Annotated in this window: 19 protein-coding genes; 14 read left to right on the forward strand and 5 right to left on the reverse strand. The window is 67.7% G+C overall.

Translation table 11 applies throughout. From position 1 onward, the window contains the following. Positions 1-252: 252 nt before the first annotated feature. Together AC1DOC_RS00320 and AC1DOC_RS00325 are read right to left on the reverse strand one after the other, a co-directional pair. Positions 253-1524, reverse strand: a complete 1272-nt coding sequence (locus tag AC1DOC_RS00320; RefSeq protein WP_012746428.1) for an RsmB/NOP family class I SAM-dependent RNA methyltransferase — start codon at positions 1522-1524, stop codon at positions 253-255. Between the two features lie 28 nt (positions 1525-1552). Then, entirely contained in the window at positions 1553-3406 is a 1854-nt protein-coding gene (locus AC1DOC_RS00325) for a M48 family metalloprotease (protein ID WP_478081193.1), read from the reverse strand. A 44-nt stretch (positions 3407-3450) separates the two neighbouring features. Between AC1DOC_RS00325 and AC1DOC_RS00330 the strand changes: the two genes are divergently transcribed. Continuing rightward, complete coding sequence (locus AC1DOC_RS00330) at positions 3451-3687, forward strand: DUF1653 domain-containing protein (protein WP_478129279.1); 237 nt, start codon at positions 3451-3453, stop codon at positions 3685-3687. Between the two features lie 40 nt (positions 3688-3727). On the opposite strand, the gene AC1DOC_RS00335 is transcribed toward AC1DOC_RS00330, so the two are convergent. Then, entirely contained in the window at positions 3728-4048 is a 321-nt protein-coding gene (locus tag AC1DOC_RS00335; RefSeq protein WP_018903171.1) for an I78 family peptidase inhibitor, read from the reverse strand. A 34-nt stretch (positions 4049-4082) separates the two neighbouring features. Beyond that, on the reverse strand, positions 4083-4679 hold the full coding sequence (purN, locus tag AC1DOC_RS00340; protein ID WP_012746424.1) for a phosphoribosylglycinamide formyltransferase: 597 nt from the start codon (positions 4677-4679) through the stop codon (positions 4083-4085). Between the two features lie 144 nt (positions 4680-4823). Here purN and AC1DOC_RS00345 point away from each other — a divergent pair, with 144 nt between their 5' ends. From AC1DOC_RS00345 to AC1DOC_RS00360, 4 genes are all read left to right on the forward strand, one after another. After that, on the forward strand, positions 4824-6005 hold the full coding sequence (locus tag AC1DOC_RS00345) for an acyl-CoA dehydrogenase family protein (RefSeq protein ID WP_478081546.1): 1182 nt from the start codon (positions 4824-4826) through the stop codon (positions 6003-6005). Between the two features lie 12 nt (positions 6006-6017). Then, positions 6018-7133, forward strand: a complete 1116-nt coding sequence (locus AC1DOC_RS00350) for an acyl-CoA dehydrogenase family protein (RefSeq protein WP_478081545.1) — start codon at positions 6018-6020, stop codon at positions 7131-7133. Between the two features lie 85 nt (positions 7134-7218). Continuing rightward, positions 7219-8571, forward strand: a complete 1353-nt coding sequence (locus tag AC1DOC_RS00355; protein ID WP_278879150.1) for an alpha/beta fold hydrolase — start codon at positions 7219-7221, stop codon at positions 8569-8571. Positions 8572-8593: 22 nt separating this feature from the next. After that, a complete protein-coding gene (locus AC1DOC_RS00360; protein WP_478084570.1) occupies positions 8594-9382 on the forward strand; it encodes an enoyl-CoA hydratase in 789 nt (262 codons plus the stop codon). On the opposite strand, the gene AC1DOC_RS00365 is transcribed toward AC1DOC_RS00360, so the two are convergent. Then, positions 9379-9939, reverse strand: a complete 561-nt coding sequence (locus AC1DOC_RS00365; protein ID WP_012746419.1) for an HNH endonuclease — start codon at positions 9937-9939, stop codon at positions 9379-9381. The two genes, AC1DOC_RS00360 and AC1DOC_RS00365, sit on opposite strands and share 4 nt — an antisense overlap. Positions 9940-10105: 166 nt before the next feature. Between AC1DOC_RS00365 and AC1DOC_RS00370 the strand changes: the two genes are divergently transcribed. The 9 genes from AC1DOC_RS00370 (at position 10106) to AC1DOC_RS00410 (ending at position 20724) form a co-directional block, all read left to right on the forward strand. Then, a complete protein-coding gene (locus AC1DOC_RS00370; RefSeq protein ID WP_012746418.1) occupies positions 10106-11143 on the forward strand; it encodes a bifunctional riboflavin kinase/FAD synthetase in 1038 nt (345 codons plus the stop codon). 122 nt (positions 11144-11265) lie between these two features. Continuing rightward, positions 11266-14115, forward strand: a complete 2850-nt coding sequence (gene ileS, locus AC1DOC_RS00375; protein WP_012746417.1) for an isoleucine--tRNA ligase — start codon at positions 11266-11268, stop codon at positions 14113-14115. Then, complete coding sequence (lspA, locus tag AC1DOC_RS00380; RefSeq protein WP_012746416.1) at positions 14115-14627, forward strand: signal peptidase II; 513 nt, start codon at positions 14115-14117, stop codon at positions 14625-14627. Before ileS ends, lspA begins: the two co-directional genes overlap by 1 nt. A 215-nt stretch (positions 14628-14842) precedes the next feature. Further along, positions 14843-15853, forward strand: a complete 1011-nt coding sequence (locus AC1DOC_RS00385; RefSeq protein WP_018906459.1) for a LacI family DNA-binding transcriptional regulator — start codon at positions 14843-14845, stop codon at positions 15851-15853. 48 nt (positions 15854-15901) lie between these two features. Continuing rightward, positions 15902-16915: an ABC transporter substrate-binding protein gene (locus AC1DOC_RS00390; protein ID WP_478081392.1), complete on the forward strand. Its 1014-nt coding sequence runs from the start codon at positions 15902-15904 to the stop codon at positions 16913-16915. 259 nt (positions 16916-17174) lie between these two features. Beyond that, entirely contained in the window at positions 17175-17996 is an 822-nt protein-coding gene (locus AC1DOC_RS00395; protein WP_478129280.1) for an ABC transporter permease, read from the forward strand. A 19-nt stretch (positions 17997-18015) separates the two neighbouring features. Further along, positions 18016-18816 (forward strand): ABC transporter permease, encoded by an 801-nt coding sequence (locus tag AC1DOC_RS00400; protein WP_028254344.1) that lies wholly within the window; start codon positions 18016-18018, stop codon positions 18814-18816. Further along, a complete protein-coding gene (locus AC1DOC_RS00405) occupies positions 18806-19867 on the forward strand; it encodes an ABC transporter ATP-binding protein (RefSeq protein ID WP_478129281.1) in 1062 nt (353 codons plus the stop codon). The genes AC1DOC_RS00400 and AC1DOC_RS00405 overlap by 11 nt, the downstream gene beginning before the upstream one ends. Then, a complete protein-coding gene (locus AC1DOC_RS00410) occupies positions 19864-20724 on the forward strand; it encodes a phosphodiesterase (protein WP_478084572.1) in 861 nt (286 codons plus the stop codon). The genes AC1DOC_RS00405 and AC1DOC_RS00410 overlap by 4 nt, the downstream gene beginning before the upstream one ends. The last annotated feature ends 82 nt before the right edge of the window (positions 20725-20806 follow it).

Consider the following 20806-nt stretch of genomic DNA (forward strand, 5'->3'; position numbering starts at 1 on the left):
ATCGTGATGTGCGTGGTGACAAGCGTGTACAGCACGACTTGCCACCATGTGAGGTCCCACAAGCCGTGTCCGAGCCAGTCGATGGCCGCGCTCAAAACGGCAGAGTCAGGAATCAACATTGAATTAAGTGCTCCATGGCCACACGAAGGTGCAGCCTTTCAGTTAACCCGCGATTTTAAGGCGGCAGGGCCAAAATGAGGCCCTTTGCCCTTCCTTAAAGGCGCAGATTTACCCTAGTTTGGAGTGCCGTGCCTATTTGCGGTTCCACACCGCGGCAAAGAAACCGTCCGTGGCGTGGCGGTGCGGCCACAGCCGCAGATAGCGCCGCCCGTCCGCTCCGCCTGCGCAGAGCGCCTCGAAACCCTCCACTTTGAGCCCCTGCAGCAGTTCCGCGGCGTCCTGGGGCACGAAATCGGGGTTGGCGGCGCTGAAAGCCTCGGCAATGGCCTCGTTTTCCTCGGGCAGCACGCTGCAGGTGGCATAGACCAGCCGTCCGCCCGATTTCAGCAGGCGCGCCGCGCTTTGCAGGATGGCGGCCTGCTTGACCGTCAGTTCCTCGACCGATTGGGGCGACTGGCGCCATTTCAGGTCCGGATTGCGGCGCAGCGTGCCCAGGCCCGAGCAGGGCGCGTCCACCAGCACGCGGTCGATCTTGCCGGCCAGGCGCTTGATGCGGTCGTCCCGCTCGTGCGCAATGGCGGCCGGATGCACGTTCGACAGCTTGCTGCGCGCGAGCCGCGGCTTGAGCGCGTCGAGCCGGTGGGCCGAGGTGTCGAAGGCGTAGAGCCGGCCGGTGTTGCGCATGGTCGCGCCGATGGCTAGCGTCTTGCCGCCGGCACCGGCGCAAAAATCGACCACCATCTCGCCCCGCTTGGCATCCAGCAGCAGCGCGAGCAGTTGGGAACCCTCGTCCTGCACCTCGACGGCGCCGCGGGCGAAGGCGTCCAGTTTGGTCAGCGCGGGCTTGCCGTCGATCCGCAGGCCCCAGGGCGAGAATGGCGTTGCTTCCGATTTGATAGCAGCTTTCGCAAGCTCCGCCTTGACTTCGGCGCGCTTGTCGGTCAGCGCATTGACGCGGAGATCGAGCGGCGCGGGCTGCTGCAGGCTTTCGACCAGGGCCCAGAAACCGTCGCCCAGCTGGGCCTTGAGTGGCCCCACCAGCCATTCGGGCAGGTTGTGGCGATGGCGTTCGAGCAGATCGTCCGGCTTGACGGCGTCGCAGTTGTCGAGCCAGCGCTTTTCGGTGTCGTTGAGGGCGCTCTTGAGGAAGTCGCGCGGGCCGTGAAAGCCCAGGATCGCCATGCGGCGCTCCTTCGAGCCGCTGCCCGAGGGCGAGAGGTGGTCGAACAGCAGCTTCTTGCGCAGCACGGTGTAGACGGTTTCGGCAAGCGTGGCGCGCTCGCGCGGGCCGAACTCGCGGTGGTCGCGGAAAAAGCGCGAAACGACCTGGTCGGCCGGGTGATCGAATTTCAGGACAAGGCCGACCAGATCGGCGGTGGCCTCCAACAGGGCTTTGGGGTGCATGCCCCGATTGTCTCAGCCGGGCGGCCCGCTACGCGGTGCGCGTCCAGATCGCCCCGAAAGCCTGCCGCTCGATCTCCTCYAGCGTCGGCGAATGGCCGGCCCAGAGCACCAGCGCCGCGCCCGGCAGGCTCAGCGTGTGTTCGAGCTGGCGGCAGAGCTGCCAGCGGTCGTCGTCGTCCAGCCCCGGCAACTCGACGAACACGACGTAGGCCCGGCGCCACGGGAATTCGCGCAGGATCTTGCGCACCAGCCAGGCCTGCGAAACGGGCAGGCAGCGCGCGAGGTCGGCCCGCAGTTCGCCCAGTTCGTGGTCGCCCAGGTCGTGCCGGGCGATCTGGCTGAAGTAAGGCGTCTCGGTGATCTCTTCCCAGGCGCGGGCCTCGGCTTCCTCGGCCTCCTTGAGACGGCCGCGCCACAGCTTGAGCGCGTCCTCGTCGTGCGCGCCCGCATCGGGGTCCTCGAGCGCGGCCACGGCACTTTTCGCGGCCCACCAACGGCTCGCCGCGCTGGAGCCGTACAGGCGCTCGAGCACCGCCAGGCGCGCCGCGCGGTCGCGCAGGGGCAGCATCTGGGCCAGTCCGCGCAGCGCGCCGGAGTGCTCGGGCGCGATCTGGAGTGCGCGCTCATAGCGGACACGCACCGGGGCGGCCGGATCGAGCCGGCGTTCGGCATCCGCCCACTCCACCAGCTCGTCGGGCATGTTGCGCTCGCCCCGCGCCGCGAGCAGCTCGACGCGCTCGCGGATGCGCGAGCGATGCGCGTGGTGCTGCTTCCAGTCGCCGGCATGGGCGCGGCGCCACTGGTTGTCGAAATGCGCGATCCACTTGGCGCTGTCGGCCAGCATGCCCAGCGCGGGTTCGACCGACCAGGGCGGCACCACGGCCTTCTGGCCGAGCGCCTCGAGCCGGTCGCGCAGCACGGGATGGGTGTCTTCCAGGTCGCTCACGCGTCGCATGGCTTCGCGCAGGGCCTGGCGCGCGAATTCGGCGTCCGGCGGCGTGGCGGCGCGCTGGCTCAGGGCCTCGAAGGGACCGGGCGGCTGCGGCTCGCGTTCGGCGCGCGCCCAGTGCGAGGCCCAGAACTCGTCGGCATACCAGCGGGCCTTGATGGCGATCTCGGTCAAGGCGGCCGCGGCCACGGGCGTGCCCAGCAGCCGGCCGGAGATGCGGTCGGCTTCGTATTCGTCCTGCCGCGCGAGCGCGAAGGTGCGGGCCGCGAAACGCGGAAAGTACCAGCGGAAGAAGGCTTGCGACACCAGCGCCATCACGCCTTCGTCGCGCTGCAGGCTGGCGTCCAGCTTCAGCCATGAAAGCCGCGTGCGGTAGATCCAGGCACTGAGCTTGCCGTGGTTGCCGCGCAGGTGCCCGTATTCATGGGCGAGCACCGACAGCAGCCGCCGCCGGTCCAGCATCATGAGCAGCGGCAGCCCGATGCTCAGGGAGTTGACCGCCCCGCCGAACAGCCCGAAGCGCGGTACCTGCCGGATGCTGGCATTGAACTCGTCGTCGAGATAGACGCGGTGGACCGGCGGCCCCTTGATCTTCTTGCGGATGCGCTCGAGCGCCTCGAACAGCGCGGGCGCATCGGCGCGCGAAAGCTCACGCCCTTCAGGCTCGTCGAACCGGACCCAGAGCGCGCGCAGCGTGGCCCAGAGCAGGCCCAGGGCGAACAGCAGCAGCCAGCCGCGCGTGAAGCTGAAACGCCCGCGTCCGGCCGCCAGCGCGACCCAGGCGATGATGCCGACCGAAAGCGCAAGGCAAGCCAGCACCCAGAGATAGCCGAGCGCCGCAAAAGCCGCGACGCCGCGCCGGTAGCGCGCGCTGTCGTCCGCGCTGGCATGCTCGCTCAGCCTGACGAGGTGAACAAAATCAGCGCGATCCATCCGACTTTCCTCCACCAGCCTCCCATTGAAAGGCCAGCAAGAACATGAACGACGACAACGACCTGCCACCCCTGATCGAGACGCCCCCCGGCCGCTATCGGCACTACAAGGGCGGCGAATACGAGGTGCTGGGCACCGTGCGCCACAGCGAAACGCTGGAGCCGATGACGCTGTACCGCGCGCTCTATGGCGCGAAAGGGCTGTGGGTCCGCCCGGCTGCGATGTTCGAGGGCACGGTGGAGATCRACGGCGTCATCCAACGGCGCTTCGCGCCGATCTAGAACACCAGGTATTCGACGACAGCGCCGGCCCCAGTGCGCCTCAGCCGCAGCGGACGTCCGTCACGCGGCCGCGTGCATCCACGTCGAGGTTCAGGCGCCCGCCGTTGAGTTCCATCGTCACTGCCTCGCCGGGCTTCAGCGCACGTACCGTGCCCGCACCGGCGCGCACGCGGGCGGCGGCCTCGAGCTGGGGCGACAGCGGCTGGCCGACGGCGAAGCGCGCGCCGTCCGCATTGCACTGGAACACCGGCTCGGGCGGTGCAGCGGATGCGGATGCGGGGGCTGGTGCGGGGGCTGGCGCGGCGCAGGCCGACAACAGGACAGCGCCGGCGACCGCGGACAGTAGCGATTGGGTTTTCATTCGTGCTCCCGAAAACCCGCGAATATAAACAAATTTAAGACGTGTGACTTGATGTATCTGCAAGCCACGCGGCAATGGCGCGTGGATACAACTGATGCTCCTGCGCGAGCACCCGGCCGGCCAGCGTGGCGGCCGTGTCGTCCGGCAGCACCGGCACCACCGCCTGGTCCAGGATCGGACCGTGGTCGAGTTCGGTCGTGACCTGGTGCACCGTGACGCCCGCCACCTTGCAGCCGGCATCGATGGCCCGCTGGTGCGTGTTCAGCCCCGCAAAGGCCGGCAGCAAGGAGGGATGGATGTTGACCAGGCGGCCGGCGTAGCGCCCGACGAAGCCCGGCGTCAGGATGCGCATGAAGCCCGCCAGCACCACCAGCGCCGGCGAATGCGCGTCGACCGCCTTCGCCAGCGCCTCGTCGAAGGCCTCGCGCGTCGCGAAGTCCTTGTGCGGGACCACGGCGGTTGCGATGCCGTGGGCCCTGGCGACGGCAAGCCCCCCTGCGTCGGCCTTGTTGCTGACGACCGCGGCAATGCGCGCGCCGAAGCGCTCGGGCCAGCGGTCGCGCTCGGCGGCGCGCACGATGGCCGCCATGTTGGAGCCGCCGCCGGAGATCAGGATCACGATGTTCTTCATGGGAGGCCGGGATTATCCGTGCTCCGCCCGCGTTGTCGCCGCGCGGACACCGATTCACAGCACGACCGTGCTAAAACTCGAAGCTCCGGAGACATGCCGCCGCAGCCGCGACGGCGGCGGACCGATCAACACAGCGAGGCACGCATGGATTTGAGCTTCACGCCCGAAGAACAGCAGTTCCGCGAAGAAATTCGCGCCTGGGTCAGAGAAAACCTTCCCCAAGAAATTTCGCACAAGGTGCACAACGCGCTCGAGCTGACGCGCGACGATTTGCAGGGCTGGGCCAAGATTCTTGGCAAGAAGGGCTGGCTCGGCTACGGCTGGCCGAAGGAATTCGGCGGCCCGGGCTGGACCGCCATCCAGCGCCACCTGTTCGAGGAAGAAACCGCGCTGGCCGGCGCGCCGCGCATCATCCCGTTCGGCCCCGTGATGGTCGCCCCGGTGATCATGGCCTTCGGCAATGCCGAGCAGCAGAAGCGCTTCCTCCCCGGCATCGCGAGCGGCGAGGTCTGGTGGAGCCAGGGCTACAGCGAGCCCGGCTCGGGCTCCGACCTGGCCTCGGTCAAGACCAAGGCAGAGCGCCACGGCGACAAGTACATCGTCAACGGCCAGAAGACCTGGACCACCCTCGGCCAGTATGGCGACTGGATGTTCAACCTCGTGCGCACCAGCAACGAGGGCAAGCCCCAGACCGGCATCAGCTTTCTGCTGCTCGACATGAAGTCGCCCGGCGTCACGGTGCGGCCGATCAAGCTGCTGGACGGCAGCCATGAAGTGAACGAGGTGTTCTTCGACAACGTCGAGGTGCCGGCCGAGAACCTGATCGGCGAGGAGAACAAGGGCTGGACCTACGCCAAGCACCTGCTCTCGCACGAGCGCACCAACATCGCCGACGTGAACCGCGCCAAGCGCGAGCTCGAGCGCCTGAAGCGCATCGCCAAGAGCGAAGGCGTCTACGAAGACCAGCGCTTCCGTGACGAGATCGCCAAGCTGGAGGTCGACATCGTCGCGCTCGAGATGATGGTGCTGCGCGTGCTTTCGGCCGCCACCTCGGGCAAGAATTCGCTCGACGTCGCGGGCCTGCTCAAGATCCGCGGCAGCGAGATCCAGCAGCGCTACAGCGAACTCATGATGCTGGCCGGCGGCGCCTATTCGCTGCCGCTCATCCGCGAAGCGATGGAAGCCGGCTGGCAGGGCAACTTCCCGGGCGGCAACCCGGCGCTCGCGCCGCTTGCATCGACCTTCTTCAACATGCGCAAGACCACCATCTACGGCGGCTCGAACGAAGTGCAACGCAACATCGTCGCCCAGACGGTGCTGGGCTGAGGAGACAAGAACATGGATTTCAATTTCACCGACGACCAGGAACAACTGCGCGACGCCGTTCGCAAGTGGGTCGACAAGGGCTATGACTTCGAACGCCGCCGCGGCATCGAGGCCCACGGCGGCTTCTCGCGCGAGGCCTGGGACGAGCTGGCCGAGCTCGGCCTGGGCGGCCTCTACATCGCCGAGGACGACGGCGGCCTGGGCATGGGCCCGGTGGCCGGCATGGTGGTGATGGAAGAGCTGGGCCGCGGCATCGTGCTCGAGCCCTTTGCGCAGACGCTGATCGCCGGCGCCGTGCTGGGCGGCTACGCCGGTGCCGACACCAAGGACAACTGGCTGCCGCGCATCGCCGGCGGCCAGGCCATCGTGGTGCTGGCTCATCAGGAACGCAAGTCGCGCTATCGCCTCGACGTGTGCGAGGCCCATGCGGCCAAGGCCGGCGACGGCTGGTCGCTGACCGGCGCCAAGAGCGTGGTGCCCGTGGGCGACGAAGCCGACGCCTACCTGGTGCCGGCCAAGGCCGACGGCAGGATCGCCCTCTTCCTGGTCGAACGCAGCGCGAGCGGCGTCGAGGCCCGCGGCTACGGCACGCAGGAGGGCAGTCGCGCGGCCGAGGTGGTGTTCGACAAGGCAGACGCCACGCTGGTCACGGCCGACGGCCTGGCCGCGCTCGAATATGCGGTGGACGTCGGCATTGCCGCCACCTGCGCCGAAGCGGTCGGCGTGATGGACAAGACCCTGGCCCTCACCGTCGACTACATGAACCAGCGCAAGCAGTTCGGCGTGACCATCTCCACCTTCCAGGCGCTGCGCCACCGCGTGGCCGACATGAAGATGCAGCTCGAGCTCGCGCGCTCGATGAGCTACTACGCCACGCTCAAGCTCAATGCGCCCGCCGAGGAGCGGCGCCAGGCGCTGGCGCGCGCCAAGTACCAGCTGGGCGTGTCGATGCGTTTTGTCGCCGCGAATTCGGTGCAGCTGCATGGCGGCATCGGCGTGACCGACGAATACATCGGCAGCCACTATTTCCGCAAGCTCACGCAGCTCGAAATGACCTTCGGCGACACGCTGCACCACCTGGGCGAAGTGTCGGCGCGCATGCAGGACACGGCCGGCGTCTTCGCCTGACGGAGTTTTTCCCATAGCATCCAACGCCCGCCCGCCTTGCGCCGGCGGGCGTTCTTACTGGAACCTCGCCAGGAACACACATCACATGCCATCACGCCGCACCCTGCTGGCCCTCGGCCTCGCATCGACCGCCATGCTGACCGCCTGCGCCACCGTCCCCTCGCCTTCGTACACCGAACGCCCGCCGATCGTCTTCATGCACGGCAATGGCGATTCGGCTGCGCTCTGGCAGACCACGATCTGGCGCTTCGAGTCGAACGGCTGGCCGCGCGACCGGCTCTTTGCGCTCGACCAGCCTTACCCGCTGGCACGCGACGACGATGCCGTGGCCCAGCCGGGCCGCAGCTCGACCGCCGATTCGGCCCTCTTCCTGAAGGCCGAGGTCGACAAGGTGCTGAAGGCCACGGGCGCCGGCAAGGTGGTGCTGATCGGCAACTCGCGCGGCGGCAACACGATCCGCAACTACGTGCAGAACGGCGGCGGCGCGGCCGTCGTGAGCCATGTGGTGCTGGGCGGCAATCCGGCGCACGGCATCTGGGCCGTGAAGGGCTTTCGCGAGAACAACGAGTTCTCGGGGCTCTCGGGCTTCATGCAGCAGCTCAATGCGCCGAAAGGGCCGAACGGCGAGGAGGTCACGCCGGGCGTGAAGTGGCTCACGCTGCGCTCGGACAACAACGACAAGTACGCCCAGCCCGACGGCGTGTGGATCGGGGTGCCGGGCCAGCCGACGAACATCGGCTTCGACGGACCGGCGCTCAAGGGCGCGACCAACGTGGTGCTGCCGCGCGTGGACCACCGGGAAACCTCGTTCTCGCCCGCGGCATTCGCGGCGACCTGGCAGTTCCTGACCGGCGAAGCGCCGCGCAGCACGGCGGTGGCGCCCGAGGCGAGCGTCGTGCTCGACGGCCGCGCGGTGGGCGCGGAGAACCTTTCGCTCAATGGCGGGCAGGTCACCGTGTACGCGGTGGATCCGGCCACGGGCGCACGGCGCGGCGATGCGGTGCACAGCAAAAGCATCGGCGCCGATGGCCGCTGGGGTCCGTTCAATGCGCGCGGCGACACGGCCTACGAGTTCGTGCTCAGCGCACCCGGCTACGGCATCACGCACATCTACCGCAGTCCGTTTCCGCGCAGCAGCCGCGTCGTGAACCTGCGGCCCGAACGCCTCACGCCGGCCGATGGCAGCGCCCAGGCGGTGGTCGTCTTCACGCGGCCGCGCGGCTACTTCGATGCAGAGCGCGACACCATGCGCTTCGACGGCCAGAGCCCGCCGCCCGGCGTGCCGCCCAAGGGCTCCGGCGTGTCGAGTTCGCGTTTGCGGGTGGCCGCCGCGCAACCGCAGCGCGCGGTGACCGGCGAATTCAACGCGGAGCGCATCACCGGCCTGACCTGGCCGGCGGCGCAGCAGCACGTGACGGTGCTCGAATTGACGTACTGACTGATTGACGAGGGCCACGGACATGAATGACACGACTTCTCCCTTCGTGCTGGCGACACGCGATGCGCGCGGCGTGGCCACGCTGACGCTGAACCGCCCGGCCTCGTTCAACGCCCTCTCCGAAGGCATGCTGGGCGCGCTCGAACAGGCGCTCGCTGACATTGCGGCCGACGACACGGTGCGCGCCGTCGTCATCGCGGCAGCGGGCAAGGCCTTCTGCGCGGGCCACGACCTGAAGGAAATGCGCGCCGAACCCTCGCTCGGCTACTACCAGCGGCTGTTCGAGCGCTGCGGCGCGATGATGCTGTCGATCCAGCGCCTGACCGTGCCGGTGATTGCGCGCGTGCACGGCATCGCGACGGCAGCGGGCTGCCAGCTGGTCGCGGTGTGCGACCTGGCGGTGGCCTCGAGCGACGCGCGCTTCGCGGTCAGCGGCGTGAGCGTGGGCCTGTTCTGCGCCACGCCGAGCGTCACGCTGTCTCGCAATCTCGGCCGCAAGCAGGCCTTCGAGATGCTGGTGACCGGCGAATTCATCGGCGCGGAGGAAGCCCGCGAGAAAGGCCTGGTCAACCGGGTGGCGCCGCCCGGCGAGCTCGACGCCGCGGTGGAGGCGCTGGTGGCCAGCATCGTCGCCAAGCCGCGCCAGGCGCTCGCGCTCGGCAAGGCGCTGTTCTATCGCCAGCTCGAAACCGGCATCGAGGCCGCGCTGGCCGACGCCAGCCAGACCATGGCCTGCAACATGATGGACGAGAGCGCGCTGGAAGGCGTGCAGGCCTTCATCGAGAAGCGCCCGCCCGGCTGGAAGCGCTAGGTGTCGTGCAGCCGCGAGCTCTGCGGCAGGTGCGCCATCAGGAATTCCATCTGGTCCGCCAGGATGCGGCGGTTTCGCAAAATGAAATCTTCCCAGAGGCTGGGCACGTAGGGCGCGTACAGCAGCGGCATGTTGGCCTGCTCGGGCGTGCGGCTGCTCTTGCGGTGGTTGCAGGGCCGGCAGGCCGTGACCACGTTCATCCAGGTGTCGATGCCGTTCTGCGCGAACGGAATGATGTGCTCGCGCGTGAGCTCGTCTTCGTGGAAATGCCCGCCGCAGTAAGCACAGATGTTGCGGTCGCGCGAGAACAGCTTGCTGTTGGTGAGCCCCGGGCGCTGGGTGAAGGGATTGATGCGCGGCACGCCCTTGGTGCCGATGATGCTGTTGATCGCGATCTGCGACTGCTGGCCGGTGATGGCATTGTGGCCGCCACGGAACACGGCCACCTGCGCGCCCACCTCCCAGCGGACTTCGTCCGCTGCATAGTGGATGACCGCCTGTTCGAGCGATATCCATGACTGGGGCAGCCCTTGGGCCGACAGCTTCAAGACCTTCACCACACGCCTCCTCAAAAAGGGAAGAATCACGGAAAGACCAGGGACACGGAGCGCGCCGGAGACCACTTCAGGCGACGCACTGAGTCACAATATACCGGCTTTGTGACAAAACGGCCTGATATGCCCATTCGACGGGCAAAAGGCGCTATCAAAAAGATACCCATCCATGCAGGTTTTCCGCGGCTTCCGGCACCCGGGCGTGGCTCCGGCCTGCGCCCTCACCATCGGCAATTTCGACGGCGTGCACCGTGGCCACCAGGCCATGCTGGCGCTCTTGCAGACCGAGGCGCGCCATCGCGGGCTGCCCAGCTGCGTGCTCACCTTCGAGCCGCATCCGCGCGACTATTTCGCCGCCGTCACCAAGAAACCCGACCTGGCGCCCGCGCGCATCGGCACGCTGCGCGACAAGCTCACCGAGCTCGCGGCCTGCGGCGTGGCGCAGACGGTGGTGCTGCCCTTCGACGGCCGGCTGGCCTCCCAGTCGCCCGAAGCCTTCATCCAGAACGTGCTGATCGACGGCCTGGGCGCGCGCTACGTGCTGGTGGGCGACGACTTCCGCTTTGGCGCCAGGCGGGCCGGCGACTACGCCATGCTCGACGCCGCCGGCGATGCGCACGGCTTCGACGTGGCGCGCATGAACAGCTACGAGGTCCACGGCCTGCGCGTTTCCAGCTCGGCCGTGCGCGAGGCGCTGGCCGAGGGCCGCATGGCCGATGCCCAGCACCTGCTCGGGCGGCCCTACACGATCTCGGGCCACGTGGTCCATGGCCGCAAGCTCGGCCGCGCGCTGGGCGCCTCGGCGCCTGGCAAGGACGACGGGTTCCGCACCCTCAACCTGCGCTTCAAGCACTGGAAACCGGCGGCCAGCGGCATCTTCGCGGTGCTGGTGCACGGGCTGGCCGACCAGCCGCTGCCGGGCGTGGCGAACCTCGGCGTGCGGCCCTCGCTCGATGCCAACGACGTCAACGCGGGCCGCGTGCTGCTGGAGACGCATTGCCTGGAGTGGCCCTCGCATCTGGGAGCCGAAGGGGCCTACGGTAAAATCGTCCGCGTGGAACTCCTGCACAAACTGCACGACGAATTGCGCTACACCAGCCTCGAGGCCCTGACTGCGGGCATCGCGAAGGATGGGCGCGACGCGCGCGCGTTCTTTGCGTCGACCCACGCCGAAACCCACCGCCAGACCACGCGCGACCGAATTTAGCCCTGCACGCACCGTGCTGCCGCCCTTCGACAAGCTCAGGGCGAACGGCTTTTCTTCCGCACCGACCGCTCAAATGCAGTTCGGGCTGAGCCTGTCGAAGCCCCTCTGTTTCGCACCCCAACATGTCTGACGCCGCTTCCCCCACCGATTACCGTTCCACGCTGAACCTGCCCGACACCCCCTTCCCGATGCGCGGCGATCTGCCCAAGCGCGAACCGGGCTGGGTCAAGGAATGGAACGACGAAGGCCGCTACCAGCGCCTGCGCGACGCCCGCCACGGCGCGCCCAAGTTCATCCTGCACGACGGCCCGCCCTACGCCAACGGCCAGATCCACATGGGCCACGCGGTGAACAAGATCCTGAAGGACATGATCACCAAGGCGCGCCAGCTCGAAGGCTACGACGCGCTCTACGTGCCCGGCTGGGACTGCCACGGCCTGCCGATCGAGAACGCCATCGAAAAGCAGTACGGCCGCAACCTGAGCCGCGACGAGATGCAGGCCAAGAGCCGCGCCTACGCCACGGAACAGATCGCGCAGCAGATGGCCGACTTCCAGCGCCTGGGCGTGCTGGGCGAATGGGACCATCCCTACAAGACGATGGACTTCGCGAACGAAGCCGGCGAGCTGCGCGCGTTCAAGCGCGTGATCGAGCGCGGCTTCGTCTACCGCGGCCTCAAGCCCGTGTACTGGTGCTTCGACTGCGGCTCGTCGCTGGCCGAATTCGAGATCGAATACGCCGACAAGAAGAGCCAGACCCTCGATGTGGCCTTCAAGGCGCACGAGCGCGAGAAGGTGCTCAAGGCCTTCGGGACCGACCACACGATCCTCGGCGACATCTTTGCCGTGATCTGGACCACCACCGCGTGGACCATCCCGGCCAACCAGGCGATCAACCTGAACCCGGAGATCGAATACTCGCTGGTCGACACCGAGCGCGGCCTCTTGATCCTCGCCAACTCGCTGGTCGAGATGTGCATGACGCGCTATGCGCTCGACGGCAAGGTGCTGGCCACGGTCAAGGGCGAAGCACTTGGCGGGCTCGAATTCGAGCATCCGCTGTACGACGTGGACGCTGGCTACAAGCGCCTGTCGCCCGTGTACCTGGCCGACTACGCCACCGCCACCGACGGCACCGGCCTGGTCCACTCCTCGCCCGCCTACGGCGTGGACGACTTCAACTCCTGCATCGCGCATGGCGTGGCGTATGACGACATCCTGAACCCGGTGCAGGGCAACGGCAGCTACGCGCCCGACTTCCCGCTGTTCGGCGGGCAGAACATCTGGAAGGCCGTGCCGGTGATCATCGCGGCGCTGCGCGATGCCAACCGCCTGCTCACCACCGAGACCATCACGCACAGCTATCCGCACTGCTGGCGCCACAAGACGCCGGTGATCTACCGCGCCGCGGCGCAGTGGTTCATCCGCATGGACGAGGGCGAAGGCGTGTTCACCAAGGACAAGGCGCCCAAGACGCTGCGCCAGACCGCGCTCGACGCCATCGAACAGACCAGCTTCTACCCGGAGAACGGCAAGGCGCGCCTGCACGACATGATCGCCGGACGGCCCGACTGGTGCATCAGCCGCCAGCGCAGCTGGGGCGTGCCGATCCCGTTCTTCCTGCACAAGGATTCAGGCGAGCTGCATCCGCGCACGATGGAAATCCTCGACCAGGCCGCCGACATCGTCGAGAAGGGCGGCATCGAGGCCTGGAGCCGCGTCACGGCCGAAGAGATCCTGGGCGCCGAAGATGCGCCGCACTACACCAAGAGCACCGACATCCTCGAGGTGTGGTTCGACTCGGGCTCGACCTTCTATCACGTGCTGCGCGGCACGCACCCCAACGTGCACCACGAGAGCGGCCCCGAAGCCGACCTGTACCTCGAAGGCCATGACCAGCACCGCGGCTGGTTCCATTCGTCGCTGTTGATCGCCTGCGCGCTGGAAGGCCGCGCGCCCTACCGCGGCCTGCTCACGCACGGCTTCACGGTGGATGCCAAGGGCATCAAGATGAGCAAGTCGCTCAAGAACGGCATCGACCCGCAGGAAATCAGCAACAAGCTGGGCTCGGAAATCATCCGCCTGTGGGTGGCCGCGAGCGACTACTCGGGCGACATCGCGGGCGACGACAAGATCCTCGCGCGCGTGGTCGATGCCTACCGCCGCATCCGCAACACGCTGCGCTTTCTGCTGGCGAACACGAGCGACTTCGACATCGCCAAGGATGCGGTGCCGCTCGAGGAACTGTTCGAGATCGACCGCTATGCGCTCTCGCGCGCGGCGCAGTTCCAGGCCGAGATCCTTGCGCACTACAAGGTGTACGAGTTCCATCCGGTGGTGGCCAAGCTGCAGATCTACTGCTCGGAAGACCTGGGCGGCTTCTACCTCGACATCCTGAAGGACCGGCTCTACACGACCGCGCCGGGCTCGCTGGCGCGCCGCAGTGCGCAGACGGCGCTCTGGCACATCTCGCAGGCAATGCTGCGCTGGATGGCGCCGTTCCTGAGCTTCACTGCCGAAGAGGCATGGAAGTTCGTGAGCACGGGCAAGCCGGGCGAGTCGATCTTTGCGCAGACCTACAGCCAGTTCGCCGCGCCCGACGAAGCACTGCTTGCGAAGTGGGGCCGCATCCGCGAGATCCGCGACGTGGTCAACAAGGACATCGAAGCCGTGCGCGCCGAAGGCAAGGTCGGCTCGTCGCTGCAGGCCAAGCTGCAGCTCAGCGCACCGGCCGACGACTTCGCGCTGCTGGAGTCGCTGGGCAACGACCTGAAGTTCGTCTTCATCACTTCGGCGATCGAACTGGCGGCGGGCGAAGCGCTGTCTTCGGTGGTGACGCCGAGCACAGCGCAGAAGTGCGATCGCTGCTGGCACTACCGCGACGACGTGGGCCACGACCCGGCGCATCCGACGATCTGCGGCCGTTGCACGAGCAACCTGTTCGGTGCCGGCGAGCCGCGGAGCTTTGCCTGATGGCGGCGGCACGCACCATGTCGGCATCGCGCTCGCGCAGCGGCAGCATCTGGCCATGGCTCGGGCTGGCGGCGATCATCCTGATCATCGACCAGTTCACCAAGACGCTGATCCTGGGCTACTACAAGCTGGGCGACGCAACCTACGTGACGGGCTTCTTCAACGTGGTCCGCGCGCACAACACGGGCGCCGCGTTCTCGTTCCTGGCCGACCACTCGGGCTGGCAGCGCTGGTTCTTCACGGCCATTGGCGTGGCGGCCGCGGTGTTCATCGTGTGGATGCTGAAGTCGCACGCGGGGCAGAAGCTCTTTTCGTTCTCGATGGCCTGCATCCTGGGCGGGGCGATCGGCAATGTGATCGACCGGATGATGCACGGCTACGTGGTGGACTTCCTGAGCTTCCACGTGGGCAATTGGTACTTCCCGGCGTTCAATGCGGCGGACAGCGCGATCACGCTGGGGGCGATCTGCCTGGTGCTGGATGAGATACGGCGGGTTCGGCGGGGGAAGTAGGGCTTCCTTTTAGGAGCGCGCGGGTGGCTTTTTAAGAGCGCGCCCGGCAGGCGGCGCGGCGTGAATGCCGCTGCCCTCACCCCGGCCCTCTCCCGGAGGGAGAGGGAGCAAGACGGGGCTCTCACGCACGCGAGGGTTTTTCCCCACTTCATCGGCTGTCATGGCGGGGTCATACTGCCGCGGTGAAATGTAATCGATTACATGACACCGCACGAATGAGCATCCAAGCCGTTGCAGCCAAAGCCGGAGTTTCCGTGGCCACCGTGTCGCGGGCCTTCAACTTCCCCGACAAGGTGACCCGCTCCACGCGCGAGCTGGTGGAGCGCGTTGCGCGTGAACTCGACTACGTGCCGAACGCCAGCGCGCGCACCTTGCGCACCCAGCGCAGCCGTGCGCTGGGCGTGGTGCTGCCGACGCTCTTGAATCCGACCTTTGCCGAATGCCTGCAGGGCATCGCGCGCGCGGCCATCGCAGGCGGCTACGCGATCATTCCGGTCACCACGGGCTACCAGCTCGACGAGGAAGAGCGTGCGGTCCACCTGCTTCTGGCCGGCAATGTCGACGGGCTGATCCTCGTGGTCTCCAATCCTTCCACGTCGGCCGCGCTGGCCCGGCTGCGCGGCACCGGCACGCCCTACGTGCTGGCCTACAACAGGCACCCCGAGCATCCCTGCGTGACCGTCGATGGCGAAGCGGCCGTGGCCGATGCGGTGGCGCGGCTGGTGCTGCACGGGCACCGCCGCATCGCGATGGTCAGCGGCACGCTCGCCGCCTCCGACCGCGCGCAGCAGCGCTACCGCGGCTACCGCAAGGGCATGGCCGATGCCGGGCTCAAGGCGCCGCCGCTGATCGAGGTGCCGTTTGTCGAAAGCGCGGTCGATGCGCTCGCCGGCGTGCTGCAGGCGCCCGGCCGGCCCACTGCGCTGGTCTGCTCGAACGACCTGCTCGCCATCCGCAGCATCCGCGCCGCGCACCTGGGCGGCCTTGCCGTGCCGGACGACCTCAGCGTCATCGGCTTCGATGGCATCGCGCTCGGCGAAGACCTGACGCCGGCGCTCACCACCATCGCGCAGCCCAACGACGACATCGGCCGCCGCAGCGTCGAGCTGCTGATCCAGGCGATGGCCGGCGGCACCGCGCTGCAGGCTGATGCGAGCCTGCTGCTGCCGTACTTCTTCCGCGACGGCGAATCGTGCGCGGCCGCGCGCGACAACGCCAACGACTGATCGATCACCTCGCCTCCGTCTCCACATATCCATCCAAGGAGTTCTTTCATGTCCCTCCGTATTTCCCGCATGGCTCGCCTCGGCCTGATCGCCGCCGCGCTCGTTGCCGCCGGCAGCGCCACGGCCCAGACCGCCATTTGCTACAACTGCCCCACCGAGTGGGCCGACTGGGGCACGCAGCTCAAGGCCATCAAGGCCAAGACCGGCATCACCGTGCCGGCCGACAACAAGAACTCGGGCCAGTCGCTCGCGCAGCTGGTGGCCGAGAAAGCGAGCCCCGTGGCCGACGTCACCTACCTGGGCGTGACCTTCGCGGTGCAGGCGCAGAAGGAAGGCGTGGTCGARCCCTACAAGCCGGCCGCGTGGAARGACATYCCCGACGGCCTGAAGGACCCGGCGGGCAACTGGTTCACCATCCACTCGGGCACGCTCGGCTTCATGGTCAACGTCGATGCGCTCAAGGGCAAGCCGATGCCGAAGTCGTGGGCCGACCTGCTCAAGCCCGAATACAAGGGCCTGATCGGTTACCTCGATCCGGCCTCGGCCTTCGTGGGCTATGTCGGCGCGGTGGCGGTGAACGAGGCGCGCGGCGGCACGCTCGACAACTTCGCGCCGGCCATCGACTACTTCAAGGCGCTGCAGAAGAACGAACCCATCGTGCCCAAGCAGACGTCCTATGCACGCGTGCTGTCGGGCGAGATCGCGATCCTGCTGGACTACGACTTCAATGCCTACCGCGCCAAGTACAAGGACAAGGCCAACGTCGCCTTCGTCATTCCGAGCGAAGGCACGCTGGCCGTACCCTACGTGATGAGCCTGGTCGCCAAGGCGCCGCATGCGGCGGAAGGCAAGAAAGTGCTCGACTTCGTGCTGTCCGACGAAGGCCAGGCGATCTGGGCCAAGGCCTACCTGCGGCCTGTGCGCGCGAACGCAATGCCGAAGGACATCGAGGCGCAGTTCCTGCCTGCTACCGAATACGCCCGCGCCAAGAGCGTCGACTACGCCCGCATGGCCGAGGCGCAGCGTGCGTTCTCCGATCGGTATCTCAAGGAAGTGCGCTGAGTTTTGTCCCGGATGCATTCAGGGTGCGCTCCCGCCGACGGGAGCGTGATCAGAGCAGTCGTTGATCAGCGATACACCAGCGGCGTGCCCTGGTGCACAGAGCATCGGGTGCTCCCCGCAGCGAAATCAAGGAGGAGGCCGCAGGCCGGGGGACATTCGCGGAGGGGAGTACCCGGTGATCTGTGCACACGCCCTGAACAAAAACAGCAGCGCCAAGAACAACAACGCACCGAACCCAAGCGCGAAATGAAAAACTGAGATGAAGCAACCCAACGCCTGGAACCCCCGCTGGCGCCTGCTGGCCTGCGCAGCCCCCGCCGCCGTTTTCTTCGCGGCCTTCTGGCTGCTGCCGGTGGTGCGCCTGCTCACGCTGCYGGCGAGCAAAGGCTGGTCCACCTACTTCGCAGTGCTCACCGACTCGCGCTACCTGCAGAGCATGGCCAACACCGTCGCACTGTCGGTGGCCGTGACACTGGCAACCCTGGTGCTCGGCGCCGCCGTCGGCATCTACCTTGCGCGCCACGCCTTCGCGGGCAAGCGCATGCTGCTGTCGCTGCTCACGCTGCCGCTGTCCTTTCCGGGCGTGATCATCGGTTTCTTCGTGATCCTGCTCGGCGGGCGGCAAGGGCTGGTGGCCGACATCGGCGACAGCCTGTTCGGCGAGCGCATCACCTTCGCCTACGGCCTGCTCGGGCTGTTTCTCGCGTACCTCTACTTCTCGCTGCCGCGCGCCATTGCCACCTATGCCGCCGCGGCCGAGGCCATGAACATGCAGCTCGAAGAAGCCGCGCGCTCGCTCGGCGCCTCGCGGCTGCGCGTGGCGCGCGACGTGTGGCTGCCCGAACTCGCGCCCACCACGCTCGCATGCGGCGCGATCCTGTTCGCCACCTCGATGGGCGCCTTCGGCACCGCGTTCACGCTGGCCAGCAAGTTCGAGGTGATCCCCATCACCATCTACAACGAGTTCACCAACTACGCCAACTTCGCGCTCGCCGCATCGCTCTCGATCGCGCTGGGCCTCGTCACCTGGCTGGTGCTGTTCGCCGCGCGGCGCTTCGGCGCCAACCCCGTCGCGCGCTGAATCATCAAGGAACTCCCCCATGCGAAAGAACACGCAACCCCGGGCGCCCTTCCTGCTGGCCATCACCGTGCTCGTGAGCCTCTTCATGATCGCGCCGATGCTGCTGTCGGTGATGGCGGGCCTGGTCAACAACTACAGCGCGGGCCTGAAGAGCGGCCTCACGCTGCGCTGGCTCGGCGAGGTATGGGACAACTACGGCGGCACCGTCGGCTGGTCGCTCGCGCTGGCGCTGGCCTGCGTGGTGGGCACCGTGCTGCTGGGCGTGCCCTGCGCCTATGCGCTGGCGCGCAGCCGCTCGCGCGCGGCGCACATCTTCGAGGAGCTGCTCACGCTGCCCGTGGCGGTGCCGGGACTGGCCACGGCGCTGGCGCTGATCCTTGCCTACGGGCAGCTCACGGCCTTCCGCCAGAGCTTCGCCTTCATCCTGGTGGGCCACATGGTGTTCACGCTGCCGTTCATGGTGCGTACCGTGAGCTCGGCCTTCCAGCGCGACGACCTGCTCGCGCTCGAAGAGGCGGCCCGCTCGCTGGGCGCGAACTTCCGCCAGCGCTTCATGGGCATCCTCGTGCCCGCGGTGTTCCCCGCCATCGTGGCCGGCAGCCTGATGGTGTTCACGCTCTCGGTGGGCGAGTTCAACCTCACGTGGATGCTGCACACGCCGCTCACGCGCACCCTGCCCGTGGGCCTGGCCGACAGCTATGCCTCGATGCGCATCGAGATCGGATCGGCCTATACGCTGGTTTTCTTCGCGGTCATTCTTCCGGTGCTGTGGGGCCTTCAATATCTTGCCAACCTGATGCAGAAACGCCATGGAACTTGARCGCATTCCCATCGACATCGCGAACTGCGCGAAAACCTACGCCGACGGCACGCGCGGCCTGCTGCCCACCCACCTGCATGTGGAGGCCGGCGAGGTGCTTGCGCTGCTCGGGCCCTYGGGCTGCGGCAAGACCACGCTGCTGCGGCTGATCGCGGGACTCGAAGCGCCCGACGCAGGCAGCCACATCGTGTTCGGCGGGCAGGACGTCACCGAGCGGCCGGTGGAGCATCGCGGCGTGGGCATGGTGTTCCAGAGCTATGCGCTGTTTCCGCAGATGACGGTGGCGGCCAACATCGGCTATGGGCTGCGCATCCGCGGCGTGGCGCCGGAAGAGGAAAGGCGCGCGGTGGGCGAGCTGGTCGACCTGACGCGGCTGGGCGGCCTGGAGAACAAGCGCCCCGCCGAGCTCTCGGGCGGCCAGCGGCAGCGCGTGGCGCTGGCGCGTGCCGTGGCCGTGCGCCCGCGCGTGCTGCTGCTGGACGAGCCGCTGGCCGCGCTCGATGCYAAGCTCAAGGAGTCGCTGCGCGACGAGCTTGCCGAACTGCTGCGCCGGCTGCACATCACGGCCATCCACGTCACGCACGACCAGCAGGAGGCCCTGGCCATTGCCGACCGCCTGGCGGTCATGAGCGCCGGGCGCATCGTGCAGATCGGCCGCGGCGAAGAGCTGTACCGCGCACCGGCGCATCCCTTCGTTGCCGAATTCCTGGGCCGCGTCAACCGCCTCGCGCGCGAAGCCGACGCCATTGCGCAAGGCGTTGTCCGACTCGGCGGAAGCACCCTGCCTTGCCCACCCGCCTGGCGCAGCCATGCGATGCTGCTGGTGCGCCCCGAAGACGTCGAAGTGAGCGCGCCGCGGCCCGACTGGGGCACCGCCACGGTCGAGCGCCGCACCTTCCTCGGCGACCGCGTGCAGCTGCAGTTGCGCGTGCAGGACCAGCCCTTGCTGGTGGCCGACGTGGGCCGCGACACACCTTTCGGTCCCGGCGATCCGGTGGGCCTGCGCATCCAGCCCGACCGCCTGATGACCTCGCAGGAGACCATCGCATGACGACGACAGCGACACAAGACACCACCTTCCTGGTCCAGCTGACCGACCTGCACATCCGCGAGCCGGGACGCCTGGCCTATGGCCGCATCGACACCGCGCCCTACCTGGAGCGCGCGGTGCAATCGGTGCTTCGGCTGCCGCAGCAGCCCGACGCCGTGGTAATCACGGGCGACCTCAGCGACTTCGGCCGCGCGGCCGAATATGAGCACCTGGCGCGCCTGCTGGCGCCGCTCGCGATGCCGGTCTACCTGATGCCCGGCAACCATGACGAGCGCGGCCAGCTGCGCCGCAGCTTTCCCGGCCACGCCTACCTGGCGGCGGGCGTGGGCTCGGCCGGCTTCGTGCAGTATTCGGTGCGCGTCGGCGCGCTGCGCCTGCTCACGCTGGACACCTGCGTGCCGGGCGCGAGCCACGGCGAACTCTGCAGCGAGCGCCTGGCCTGGCTCGAGGAACAGCTCGATGCCTGCCGCGGCGAGCCGGTGGTGATTGCCATGCACCACCCGCCTTTCCGCACGCTGATCGGCCACATGGACGAGATCGGCCTGCTGCAGGGCGCCGAGGCGCTCGAGGCGCTGGTCGCGCGGCACCGCAACGTGGAGCGCGTGATCTGCGGCCACCTGCACCGCGCGATCGACGTGCGCTTTGGCGGCAGCATCGCATCGACTTCGCCGGCGCCGGCGCACCAGGTCTGCCTGGACCTGTCGCCCGATGCGGCCTCGGCCTGGACGCTGGAGCCCCCGGGCTTCAAGATTCACGCCTGGTCGGCCCGGGACGGCCGGCTCGTGACCCATCTGGCAGCTTCGGGCACTTTCGAAGGCCCTTTTCCCTTCCATGACAACGGAGCGTTGATCGACTGAGGCCATTCATGTGGAAAATGGGGCCGCAAACGAACAAAAACGAAAAGGATAGAAACCGGCATCCATGAAGCACCTCCTGAAC

It is taken from the genome of Variovorax sp. 01T439_2, from assembly GCF_056398445.1.